Source organism: Flavobacterium procerum, assembly GCF_042431625.1.
In the GTDB taxonomy this organism is placed as follows: Bacteria; Bacteroidota; Bacteroidia; order Flavobacteriales; family Flavobacteriaceae; genus Flavobacterium; species Flavobacterium procerum.
Genome location: NZ_JBHLYW010000032.1, coordinates 147837 through 160990 on the forward strand (window position 1 = coordinate 147837; position 13154 = coordinate 160990).

Below are 13154 nucleotides of genomic sequence, written 5' to 3' on the forward strand. Positions count from 1 at the left end.
ATTTTTTTACGCAGATTACATTTTTCTGATGCCTCATTAATCCACGAATTGTTTTTAAAACTAACTACTGTTGTACAGGCTTATTTTCAATAACTTCAAGTTTTTCACCAAAAGGAATACTGAATTTTTCAGATATCAAAAAGGTGAAACCCAAAATCCAAATTATGGCTACAACTAAAAAATATGTTTTTACATTAATCTTAGTATTCTTTTTTAGCAATAACGGCAACAAGAAAAATGAGATTAACGAATTCCACAACATCGAAAATACCAAAAGAAAAACTATAGAATTATTCATTCCTTTAATAATCACAGCTTCAGAATAGTCATCTGGATTTACAAAAACGGCAATTTTTTTTGCATGCTCTACATTAGAAAATAATACAGAATGCTCCTCAACATTATTGTTTCCGTATCCATAAGCAATTTTATCTCCCGTATAATTTACGTTATGAATTGTGTACTTATATTGAATTATGACTTTAGCAGTTTCGGTTCCCTCACTATCAGTGTCATATTCTATAGTAGCTTTTTCAACTATAGCCGTAACTTTTTTCCAATCGTCTGTTTTTTGAGAATCATAAATATTAGAGATACTTTTATACAAAGTCCAAATTCCTACTGCTACAAAAGGCAGAAAAAACAAACCAAGACAGCCGTAAGCCTTTAGTTTATCTTTGTCAATATTATTTGTTACCATGAACAGCTAATTTGCAGGTTCTTACCAATACATTTGTCATTATTTTCTAATCTCAGATAATTATTTCGTTTTCAAGCAGTTTTTTCAATATCAAAGCCCCGCCGGCAACGCTTTTAGCATTTTTAAAATCTTTTTTCCGTAATATTTCAACAGCTATTTTGCTTCTAATTCCCGATTGGCAGAAAACATAGATTGTTTGATTTTTATCTAGTTTTTCAACTTCTTTTTCCAAATTCATTAGCGGAATCTGAATTTGACGTTTCAAATTTATTTTTGGCGATTCATTAAAATTTCGAACATCTAGAAACAGAACATTTTGATTATTTATTTCATCTAAAACCGAATTAAAATTTACCTCATCAATTTCAGCTTTATTGTATTTTTCTTCAAATGATTCTCTACTTATGTCTTGAGAATCAATTTTATCGAAATCATACTTTTGCTGTTCGTTATTCAGCGTATTATAAACCAGTATTTTGCCGCTGAGAACTTCTCCAATTCCGAGAATCATTTTTAAAACTTCATTTGCTTGAAACATTCCGACAATTCCAACCGAAACACCTAATACTCCAGCTTCTTCACAATTTAATGCATCCAAGTTTTCTTCTGGATACAGACATCTATAACTCGGCCCCTTTTGATAATTGAAAACCGAAACTTGTCCTTGAAACCTGAAAATGGATCCGTAAACCATTGGTTTATTGGTTGCCAAACAAGCATCATTTATTAAGTATTTAATTGCAATATTATCTGTTGCATCAACAATAATCTGATATTTTTCAAATAATGAGAGAGCATTCTTTCCAGATAATTTTTCAGAAATTGCTTTTACTTTAACCAAAGGATTCAGGTCTGAAATCATTGCTTTAGCTTCCTTTGCTTTTGATTTTCCGATAGCATCAGTTTTATAAATCACCTGTCTCTGAAGATTCGAAACCTCAATAACATCATGATCCACAATTCCGATTTCACCAACTCCGGCCGAAGCCAAATAAGGCAGAATTGCAGCGCCCAAACCTCCTGCACCAATTACCAAAACCTTTGATTCTGCTAATTTCTGCTGACCTCCCGCTCCAATTTCAGGAAGGATTATTTGTCTATTATATCGGTTATCTGCATTCATAATTTATCCTCCAGCAAATGGCGGTAATAAAGCTACGATATCACTTGTCTGCAAAGTGTAATCGGATGTTTTTGAAACTATTTTTTGATTGACTGCAACCCTGAAAGTCAGTGATTCGAACTCATATTTTTCATTCAAATCCTGCAAGAGTTTTTGCAATGACAATTCTTCAGAAAAAGATAATTTTTCGTAATCGCATTTTGTTTTTTCGGCGACAGCTCCAAAATATTTAACCTCAATCATTCTTATAAGTTTAAATTCTGAAAAATGAATTCATCGTCAAAATGTTCCTGAAAATAAGAAATCCAACTCGATGTATTTCGTACAACTTCGCCAATAACAATAATTGCGGGCGATGAAATGTTTTTTTCAGCTACCAATTTACTAATTGTATCGATAGTTCCAATTACTTTCTGTTCTGAATTTTTCGTTCCGTTCTGAATAATAGCAATTGGTAGATTGTCATTTCTGTTCTCCTGATAAATCGAAATAATTTCATTCAACTTATGCATTCCCATTAAAATGACAACGGTCGCAGCCGATTTTGAAGCCAGATGAACATCTTTTGATAATTCGTGAGCAGAAGTTGTTCCAGTAATTACCCAAAAACTCTCTGCTACTTTTCGCTGCGTCAAACTAATTCCAACTGAAGCAGGAACTCCCAAAGCCGACGAAATTCCGGGAACAATCGCGGTTTCGATTCCGAAATCTTCTGCAAATTCTATTTCTTCACTTCCTCTACCAAAAACAAACGGATCGCCACCTTTCAATCGCACAACATGTCCATGTGTTTTTGCCATAGAAACAATCAAATCGTTGATTTGGTCTTGCGTGTAAGCATGACAACCTAATCGTTTTCCAACAAAAACAATTTCAGCATTTGATGCATATTCTAATAATTCTTCGTTGACCAAAGCATCATACAAAACTACATCAGCACTTTTTAAAGCTTTTATCGCTTTCATCGTAATCAGTTCAACATCACCTGGGCCTGCGCCTACGATTGTTAACTTGGGTGTTTTTACGTTTTGCATAATCCTTAACTTAAATTGATATTCAGGTCATTTAATTCGTCAGCCGAATTAATATTGGTTAAATGAACATTTTCACTTTCTTCTATATTGATAATCTGATGTGGCAATTTCGACAGCAAATCCATCATTTTTAGTTCATTCGAATCAATCGCTTCTTTAATAACCGGAACAATTTCTTTTGAATAAATCCCAATTAATGGATGTGTTTTACTTTCGGAAGCAAAAACCGTAATTCTGGCTTCTTTTGTATGTTTTGAAATTAATTCCTGCAAAAGTTCAGTTGAAATCAACGGAATATCACAACTCAAAATCAAATTAAACTTAGTTTCCGTATGCCATAGTGCTGTGTAAATTCCGCCCAACGGTCCTTTATCTACAATTAAATCAGGTATTTTTTCATATTCTAAATAATCATATTCTTTTGAAGCCGTAATCAGTTTTATCTGATTGGTTATAGGGAGAATTGCTTGAATAATATGTTCTATGAATGGCTTTTCCTGAAACAAAACCAATCCTTTTTCTGACTGCATTCTGGAGCTTTTTCCTCCGCAAAGAATAAATACTGTTATTTTCATGTTTCTTTTGTTTCAGGTTTCAGGTTTCAGGTTTCAGGTTTCAGGTTTCAGGTTTTGCCAATCTTTGTCCCGACGGTTGAAACCGTCGGCTATGTTTTTATAGCATTCTTTTGAGTTTGATTTTAAAATATAGCCTGAGGTTTCAACCTCAGGAACGCAATCTACATCGACTTAGTTTTTTTAAGGAAAAATCAATTTAACACTTGCCATCAGAATTACGGTTCCTAGAACCATTTTTAAGGTTTTGTTGGAAAAAGAACCGCTTCCATAAAATCCGCCTAACATTCCTCCAACAACTGCAATTGGAACCAGATAAAAACTTTCAATCGGAATTGTTTTCCCTCCTAAAAAGAAACCTAACATTCCGGCAGCTGAATTCACAAAAATGAACAAACTGGAAATCGCCGCCGATTCTTTTACAGATGCCCATCCTAAAAACAATAAAATTGGACTTAGTATAATTCCGCCTCCAATTCCTAACATACCAGATAATAATCCGATGGCAAAACCAATTGCTAAAGCAAAAGGCAGATTGATTTTTACTTCTTCTTTTTCTTTAAAATTAAAAACGCCAAACAATCTCAAAGCGGCAAAAACCAGTACAAGTCCGAGAATGATTTTATAAATCATATTGTCTAGAGTGATAAATCCGCCAATAAATGCTGCCGGAATAGAAGCTATCGCAAAAGGATAAAACAGCTTGGGTTTGAAATAATTATTTCGGTAATAAAATAAGAACGAAATACTCGATACAAAGAGATTCAGCAACAAAGCCGACGGTTTCATAATCGAAATCGGAAAAGCAAAAATGCTCATCAAAGCCAAATATCCCGAAGCGCCACCGTGTCCTACACTGGAATATAGAAAGGCAATTATGATTAATGCAAAACCGAATAAGATTATATTTTCTGATGTTAGCAACATGTTATTTTGTTATTTTTTTTTCAGGTTTCAGGTTTCAAGTTGTTACTTCGTGTCTAAACTTGAACTAAAAATCTATTTTCTTTATTCTATTTTCTATTCTCTTTCTTCTAAAATCTAAAAAGACTAACCAATCGGCAGAACCGTAACCTGATCTTCTTTATTCATCTTTTGAACATCATGATCGATAATTACTAAACCATTTGCAATGGCAAAAGAATTAAGCATTGACGATGCCTGACCTTCTAAAATCGTTACATGGGTTTCGTCATAGAGTGCTTTTAAAAATAATGTTTTACCAGTTTTATTTTCTATATCAGTATTTAATTTCCTAACTATTTTTGGCAGATGAGTGTCTGAAAATCCCATTCGGTTTCTGATAGCTGGATATACATAAATGTAAAAATTAGTCAATGAAGATGCTGGATTTCCGGGTAACGCAAACACAAGTGTATCTTTTTTAGAGCCAAAAAACATCGGTTTTCCGGGTTTTTGGTTGATTTTATAAAAAAGCTCTTCTACTCCATTTGCTAACAATGCTTCTTTTACAAAATCGTAATCACCTACTGAAATACCTCCGGAAATTAAAACCACATCGTTTTTCTGTAGAATTGTTTTTAATGCTTTTTGGGTAGCTTTTAAATTGTCTTTAACGGTATATACTTTTGTTTTTTTGATGCCAATGGTTTGCAACGCTGCCTGAAGCATAACCGAGTTACTTTCGTAGATTTTTCCTTCAGAAAGCTTTTTACCACGCTCTACCAATTCATTTCCAGTTACTAAAATGGCTACCTTGGGCTTTTTATAAATGGAAACTTCTGTAATACCCAAACAGGCTAAAAAACCAATTGCTGCAGGCGTAATTAAAGTATTGGCTTCAAAAACAACATCTTCTTCGTTAATTTGCTCTCCTTTGTTTCTCACATTTGCAAATTGATCAGGCTTTTTTGCAATCAAAATCGAATCGCCATTTACCATGACATCTTCCTGCATTACAACCGTATCAGCATTTTTAGGAACATAAGCTCCAGTAAAAATACGTATTGCCTGATTTTCCTTTAATTTTATATCAGAATGGTCTCCGGCTTGTAAAATCCCAACCACATCAAACTGATGTCTTTCTGAATGAATAAAAGCAAACCCATCCATCGCCGATTGGCGAAATGGAGGCATCGCAATTGGAGCGTATATTGTTTCTGCCAAAACACAGCCAAGAGCTTTTTCAATCGGAACTTTCTTAACAACTGTAATCGAACTGCTGGCTGCCGTAATTTCAAGGGCTTTTTTTACTTCTATCATTTCTTTAGCTATAAAACTAAGTAAAAATACTTATTACAAATATAAGTATTTATAGTTAGCATGAATAAAAAACTTTTATTTTATTTTAAAGTCTATAAAATTACTCTAATTTATTCAAAATCAACTTTAAAATTAAGTGCTAAATTTTATAAAATGATGTTTCAAAAACAATTTCAGCTGACTTATAGCCTGTTCCAAATGAAACTTCCAACCTTTATCATTACAGAAAATAAGTATAAAATACTACAATTTTAAAATCTTAACTCATTAATTTTAACATTTGTCTTATCCCGAAAAATTTCAAATATATCAATATTTATAAGGCCTCAGGCAATACAGAACACACTTCTACTTAAATCCTCTCCATATTTTTTCAAAAAAAAAGCTGTAAACTTTTGGTTTTTATTTTATTAAAATTAACTTTGTCCTATAGAGTTAGTAGAGTTTTAAATATTATTTCGAACCGTAAAAAACTATATTTTGAAAACAACAGAAAACATTTCGTTTTACATTCTTTCTAAAAAAGGCACGCATAACACTTTTTGTTATATGTGCAGCTGTTGTTAATACTCTGTAATTCTTTATTCGTTTTTTTGACGAATTTCAAAATCACCATCAAAAATATTTACTCAAAAACAAAAATCTATCTGATGCATTTATATGCGTTAGTCGGATTGTTGAGACCTAATTTTATAATTCAGAATTAAATAACTAACACTTAAAAAAAACTAAAAATGAAAATAATGCAAACTTGTTGTTGTAAATAAAAAAAGCCATTTCTGCGGCAACAGAAATGGCGAGGCTTAAAGAACATTTATCACTAAATCAAGAACACTTTTAGAGTGCTGTATAAACAGTGCTCAGGGCGTCTTGTTAATTACTTAAAACCAACACAAAGAAATGAAAAATATTTCAAAGATATACACATTGTTATTTCTCCTGCTGCTGACGGCAGGAATACAAGCCCAAAATACCACACCGCTCATTCAGTCCAAACTTGATGGAACTGTAGTCGATGCCATTACAAATCAGCCAATTATCGGTGCTTCTGTAAACATTAAAGGAACAACTCACGGTGTTGTAACTGATGCGGAAGGAAAGTTTTATTTTCAAACCGGACAAAAATTCCCTTACACGCTAATCGTAAGTTATATAGGCTATAAAAAAGCCGAAATTATAGTAGAAAAAAATCCAGTAATCATCAGTTTAAAAGAAGAACGCCAAGAATTGGATGAATTGGTAGTTGTCGGTTATGGAACTCAAAAGAGAAAAGACATTACAGGTTCTGTCGCTTCTGTACCAAAGGCAAATTTATCGCAGGTAACTTCTTCGGCAGACAATCTTTTACGAGGTGCCGTTTCTGGGGTTGTAGTTACACAAAGTTCTGGACGTCCGGGTGCTTCTTCAAGCGTTCGAATTCGTGGAGGAAACTCCATCACAGCTGGTAATGAACCGCTTTATGTTGTTGACGGAATCTTAATTTATAATGATAATGCCAACAGCTCGGCAGGAGTTACTTATGCTGGAGCAAGCGTTAACGTTTTGTCTACCATAAATCCCGCAGATATCGAATCCATTGAAGTTTTGAAAGATGCCTCTGCAACAGCAATTTACGGTTCGCGTGGTGCAAATGGAGTAGTCATTATTACGACTAAAAAAGGAACAAAAGGACAAGACAATATTTCGTACCAAGGTTATTTCGGTTTTCAGAATATCTCAAAAAAACTGAGATTAATGAATGCCAGCGAATGGGCAAGTCTGCGCAACGACGTTCAGGCAAGCATCGGTCAGTCGCCTTCTTTTACTGCGGAACAGATTGAAGCATTCAAAACTTCTGGAAACTACGATTGGCAATCTGCGGCATTTAGAACTGCTGCACCCGTTCAAAGTCATAACTTGTCTTTTTCTGGTGGTGATGAAAGATCTCGATATTCGGTTTCTGCAGGATATTTTGATCAGGAAGGAATTGTTTTGGGTTCAGATTTTAAACGTATTTCTCTTCGCGCCAATTACGAAAGAAACTATTCTCAGAATTTCAAATTTGGTGTGAATGCAAATTACACCTATTCTCTTGCCAACGGTGTAGGAACTGCTGGTAGTGGTCGAACTCCAAATCCAATAGTAGCTGCAGTACTGACAGCGCCAGTTGTTCCAATCAAAAATGCTGATGGAAGTTATAATGTCACTAATAATCCTTACGCAACTTCAGTAAATGGTTACGTTCCGAATCCAATTAACGATTTAGATAATACGACTAATCAAACTAATTTGAACAGAATCCTAACCAGTTTATTCGGCGAATACAAACTCTCTAAAAAACTGACTGCTAAAATTGCGGTAAGCGGTGATGTTTTGAATACAAAACAAAATTATTATGCGCCGTCTAATACCACGACGGGAGCCGGAACAAAAGGTTTAGCTTCAGTAGGAGACCGTTTAGTCGGTTCTGTTCTAAATGAAAACACTTTAAACTACAACACTAATTTCGGCGAAAATCATAAGTTTTCTGCTTTAGGAGGTTATACGCTTCAATACACTAAAGGCGAAGTGGTTAATGCAGGAGCTAATACTTTTGTAAATGATGCAAACTTGTACAATGCACTTCAAGATGGTGTGCCAGTAAAACCATATAGCGAAGCGTATGAAAGCGTTTTAAAATCATGGTTGGCAAGGGTAAATTATTCTTATAAAGGAAAATACAACTTTACGCTTTCAGGACGTGCAGACGGTTCTTCTAGATTTGGTGCTGAATCACTTTGGGGTTATTTTCCTTCTGCAGGATTTTCGTGGAATATTACCGACGAAGAATTTGCCAACAACATCAAAGGCGTAACCGAAGCCAAACTTAGAATTACAGCGGGAACAACAGGAAACCAAGAAATTGGAAATTATCTTTCTCTTGCTTCAATGGGTTCTGTAAACTATTCTTTCGGCGGAACTTTATACACCGGAATCGCTCCTACCCGATTGTCAAATCCGGATTTGAAATGGGAAAAAACCACCCAATATAATGTTGGATTGGATTTATCGTTATTAGACCGAAAAATCAATTTTGTTTTTGATGTCTATTACAAAAAAACAAACGATTTACTAATCAGCGTTCCAGTTCCGTTGAGTTCTGGCTATGCGACTGTTCTTCAGAATATAGGTGGAGTTGAAAATAAAGGTGTCGAGATTGGTTTGACAACTGAAAACGTAAAAACTGAAAACTTTGCATGGAATTCGAATATCGTATTTTCTGCAAATCGAAATAAAGTAACCGAAATTGGAAACGGTGTAAACCAGTTTTTTCCTGTAGTACCAAATGGTTCTTTATTACAACAACAACCTGTAATTGTAAAAGTGGGTCTGCCTTTGGGAACATTCTGGGGTTACAGAACCAACGGAATCTTCCAAACTCAGGAAGAAGTCAATACTCAGCCAAAAATCAACAGTTTGGCCAATACAAGAATTGGAGACAGAAAATATGTTGATACAAATGGCGATGGCGTAATTACTGCTTTGGACAAAGGAAACTTAGGAACGTCTCAACCAAAATTCGTTGGAAGTTTCAGTAACACGGTTTCATACAATGATTTCGATTTGAATTTCTCTTTTCAAGGATCTTATGGAGCTAAAATCTTCAATGCTTTAAATCAGCAATTAGAAATTTCTACTCTTGGAACCAATGCAGCGGCAACTTTAAATGATCGTTGGACTCCAACAAATCCGAGTAATGAAATTCCGAGAGCGACAAGTTCTCCTTTAGGAATTGTTTCTGAAAGATATGTTGAAGATGCTTCTTTCTTACGATTGAAATTAATCACTTTAGGGTACACTTTACCTAAAAGCGTTTCTAAAAAATTGGGAACAAAAAGCGTAAAAGTTTACGTATCTGCTGAAAACTTAATTACATGGACAAAATACACTGGCTATGATCCAGAGGTAAGTTCATACGAACAAAACAACTTATATCCGGGAATTGACTTTGGTTCTTATCCAAACTCTAAAACATTCATCTCGGGCTTGAACGTAACTTTCTAAGTAAAAAAATATCAAAATGAAAAAAATCATTATAACATTCCTTTTAAGTGCCGGCTTATTCGTATCGTGCACAGATCTAGAGGTAACTCCTGCCTCTTTTGTAACCGAAGACAATTATTTTATAACTCAAGATGATGCTGTTGCCAGTGTAACCGCTGTTTATGCATCATTAAGTCTTGATCCTGGCGAGCAGAGCTTGTTTGGTAGAAATCTTTATTTCCTAACCGATATGGCTTCAGATTATGCAGCTGCGGGAGTTTCTGCAACCAATCCGCAGGTAAGGGCTTTGAGCAGTTTGACTCACGACGCGACTTCCGATCGTGTTCAAGTGGCTTGGAGACAGATTTATGCAGGAGTAAACAGAGCCAATGTTGCTATTGATAATATTCCTAAAGTTTCTGGTTCAGATGTAATCAAAACTAGATTGATCAATGAGGCAAAATTTATTAGAGGTCTCTTATATTTTCAGGCTGTTCGTCTTTGGGGCGGTGTGCCGATTGTTTTACACGAAGCAACTTCGATTAATTTAGAAAGTTTAAAAACCAACAGATCCACTGTAGACGAAGTTTACACTCAAATCATAAAAGATTTAACCGATGCCGAAGCTTTACCAAAAACCTATACAACCGCAGATGCGGGTCGCGCTACTTCTGGTGCTGCAAAAGCAATTTTGGCAAAAGTTTACCTGACTCGAAAAGACTGGCCAAATGCCATTGCAAAATCAAGAGAAGTAATTGATGGTGGTTACGGATATGCCTTGTTTGAAGACTTTCAAGATATTTTTACCAAAACTAAAAAGAACGGAAAAGAACATATTTTCTCTGTTCAGTTTGAACCAAATCAGGCAGGAAACGGTTCTAGCGGCAGTACTTTTCAAGCAACTTCTTTTACCGGATTTACAGCAACCGAACCAGCAGACATTATCTCGGATGTTGCTTTGTTTTATGACATTTATGCTTCTGGAGATAAAAGAAGAGATGTAAGTTATGCGAAACAATTGCTGAATCCTACAACAGGAACACTTTATACTTTTCCGAAACCAATCTTCAAAAAATACTTGGATTTAACCAATTTGGCAACTCCATCAAATGTGGCTATCAACTTTCCGGTTATTCGTTATGCAGACATTCTTCTGTCTTTAGCGGAAGCGATAAATGAACAAAACGGACCCACTCCAGAAACTTACGAATTGATCAATCAGGTTAGAAGAAGAGCTTTTGGAAAACCCATTACAACGCCAGATGTAGCGGTTGATTTAGTCGCATTGAATCAAGCGAGTTTTAGAGCCGCAATTCAGGAAGAACGCAAAAAAGAATTCGTTCAGGAAGGACAAAGATGGTTTGACTTAGTAAGATGGGGAACTCTAGTTACAGAAGTAAAAAAAGTAACGGCCAAAAACTCTGTTTCAGAACGAAATAATCTTTATCCGATTCCACAAAGTGAAAGAAACATCAATCCTGACGGTTTACCACAAAATCCTGGATATTAATCAAGAACCTTTAACTATAAAAAAACTATAAAAATGAAAAACTTTAATAATAGCATTAATTTCAAAAGTCCGAAAAAAGGACTTTTGATTACTGCTTTCCTGATTGCACAATTGGGAATAGCTCAGGAAAAAACAGAATTTAAAGGAACAATCGGGAAAACTTTGGCCGATTCAAAAGAATATTGGCCAGAACCTGTAACGGCACCAAAAGGCGCTCCGAACTTAGTTTGGATTTTGTTAGATGATGTCGGATTTGGTGCCGCAAGTGCATTTGGAGGTTTAATAAGTACTCCAACTTTTGATAATCTTGCTAACAATGGTTTACGCTATACTAACTTTCATACTACAGCAATTTGTGCTCCTACCCGAGCCGCTCTATTAACAGGAAGAAATTCTGGAAGGGTTCATGTAAGCGGATTTTCACACACTATTTTGTCAGCTGGTTTTCCAGGTTGGGATGGCAGAATTCCTTCTGATAAAGGAACGATTGCTGAGATTTTACGTGAAAACGGCTATAACACTTTCGCAGTCGGAAAATACGGAGTTACCCCAGATGAAGAAGCAACAGATGCAGGTCCGTTTGACAGATGGCCGACCGGAAAAGGTTTCGATCATTTTTATGGATTCCTAGGTTCTCAGACTGATCAATACAATCCTGATTTGGTCGAAGATCAAGTTCATATTAAACCAGACGGACGCCATTTGAATGAATTGATTACAGATAAAGCCATCAGTTATATTCAGAAACAGCAAAAAGCAGCACCGGGAAAACCATTTTTCTTGTATTATGCGCCAGGAGCTGTTCACGCACCTCATCAGGTTGCTGAAAAATGGGTTGAACCTTACAAAGGAAAATTTGACGAAGGTTGGGATGTTTATCGTGAGAAAGTATTGGCTAACCAAAAGAAATTGGGCGTAATTCCTGCGAATGCTGTTTTGCCTGAACGCAATGCCTTAATTACTGAATGGAAAAAACTAACTCCAGACCAAAAGAAAGTGTACGCAAGATTCATGGAAGTTTATGCGGGATTCCTGACCTACACCGACTATGAGATTGGAAGAGTTGTCGATTACTTAAAACAAAGCGGACAACTTGATAATACTGTGATTTTTGTGGCAATTGGTGATAACGGAGCGAGTAAAGAAGGAACTTTACAAGGAACAATCAGCCAGAGTTTGTTTTCTCAAGGAAAAACAGATGAAGAAAATTTTCAAAGCAATTTGAATAATATTGGAGAAATTGGAACAGCAAAAGGTTTAAATACCAATTATCCTTTAGGTTGGGCGCAAGCAACCAATGCTCCTTTCAAAAATTGGAAACAAGATGCGCATTCTGAAGGCGGAACTCGTAACCCGTTAATTGTTTTTTATCCAAACGGAATTAAAGACAAAGGCGGTATCAGAAACCAATATAGCCACGTAACCGATATTCTTCCAACAACTTTGGATATTGCTGGAATTAAAGCTCCAGAATACATTAAAAATATTAAGCAGGATATTATTCAGGGGTCAACCTTCAAATCTTCTATCGATAATCCAAAAGCAGAATCTTTGCATAAAGTGCAGTATTACTACATTTTTGGAAACAGAGCAATTTACAAAGACGGATGGAAAGCTTCTGCGGCACATTTACCAGATTCTTTCGCTGTTAAAAAATCTATAGGAAATAACGAAAAACCTGCGCCAAGCAATTTTGATACCGATGTTTGGGAATTATACAACTTAAACGAAGATTTCAACGAACGTAACAACTTAGCCAAAAAATATCCTGAAAAATTGGCTGAACTCCAAAAATTATTTGACGAACAAGCTAAAGAAAACAACGTCTATCCGTTGATTGATTGGCAGGATGTTTACAACAGAAGAATTCACAACACAGGAGCCGACAAAGGAAAAACAGTTTCAGATTTAATCAAACAAGCCACTAAACCTGGAGGAAGTTCAAATTAAAAATTTCATACAACCTGCAAGGTTTCTAAAACCTTGTAGG

10 protein-coding genes are annotated in these 13154 nt (G+C 35.4%); 3 read left to right on the forward strand and 7 right to left on the reverse strand.

The genetic code is table 11. From position 1 onward, the window contains the following. Positions 1-64: 64 nt before the first annotated feature. From ACFFLS_RS24855 to ACFFLS_RS24885, 7 genes are all read right to left on the reverse strand, one after another. Complete coding sequence (locus tag ACFFLS_RS24855) at positions 65-700, reverse strand: DUF3592 domain-containing protein (RefSeq protein ID WP_379682651.1); 636 nt, start codon at positions 698-700, stop codon at positions 65-67. 52 nt (positions 701-752) lie between these two features. Continuing rightward, positions 753-1823, reverse strand: a complete 1071-nt coding sequence (moeB, locus tag ACFFLS_RS24860) for a molybdopterin-synthase adenylyltransferase MoeB (RefSeq protein WP_379682652.1) — start codon at positions 1821-1823, stop codon at positions 753-755. Positions 1824-1826: 3 nt separating this feature from the next. Continuing rightward, on the reverse strand, positions 1827-2066 hold the full coding sequence (locus tag ACFFLS_RS24865; RefSeq protein WP_379682653.1) for a MoaD/ThiS family protein: 240 nt from the start codon (positions 2064-2066) through the stop codon (positions 1827-1829). Positions 2067-2068: 2 nt separating this feature from the next. Further along, positions 2069-2857 (reverse strand): uroporphyrinogen-III C-methyltransferase, encoded by a 789-nt coding sequence (gene cobA, locus ACFFLS_RS24870; protein WP_379682654.1) that lies wholly within the window; start codon positions 2855-2857, stop codon positions 2069-2071. 5 nt (positions 2858-2862) lie between these two features. Then, positions 2863-3432, reverse strand: coding sequence for a molybdenum cofactor guanylyltransferase (locus ACFFLS_RS24875; RefSeq protein WP_379682655.1), 570 nt, complete (start codon positions 3430-3432; stop codon positions 2863-2865). A gap of 180 nt (positions 3433-3612) precedes the next feature. Further along, a complete protein-coding gene (locus ACFFLS_RS24880) occupies positions 3613-4356 on the reverse strand; it encodes a sulfite exporter TauE/SafE family protein (protein WP_379682656.1) in 744 nt (247 codons plus the stop codon). Between the two features lie 123 nt (positions 4357-4479). After that, on the reverse strand, positions 4480-5652 hold the full coding sequence (locus tag ACFFLS_RS24885; RefSeq protein WP_379682657.1) for a molybdopterin molybdotransferase MoeA: 1173 nt from the start codon (positions 5650-5652) through the stop codon (positions 4480-4482). A gap of 900 nt (positions 5653-6552) precedes the next feature. Here ACFFLS_RS24885 and ACFFLS_RS24890 point away from each other — a divergent pair. Genes ACFFLS_RS24890 through ACFFLS_RS24900 form a run of 3 tightly spaced genes read left to right on the forward strand, consistent with a single transcriptional unit; the run spans position 6553 to position 13114 of the window. Continuing rightward, complete coding sequence (locus ACFFLS_RS24890; protein ID WP_379682658.1) at positions 6553-9675, forward strand: SusC/RagA family TonB-linked outer membrane protein; 3123 nt, start codon at positions 6553-6555, stop codon at positions 9673-9675. A gap of 16 nt (positions 9676-9691) precedes the next feature. Next, a complete protein-coding gene (locus tag ACFFLS_RS24895; RefSeq protein WP_379682659.1) occupies positions 9692-11164 on the forward strand; it encodes a RagB/SusD family nutrient uptake outer membrane protein in 1473 nt (490 codons plus the stop codon). Positions 11165-11197: 33 nt separating this feature from the next. Continuing rightward, positions 11198-13114 (forward strand): arylsulfatase, encoded by a 1917-nt coding sequence (locus ACFFLS_RS24900; RefSeq protein WP_379682660.1) that lies wholly within the window; start codon positions 11198-11200, stop codon positions 13112-13114. Positions 13115-13154: the final 40 nt, after the last annotated feature.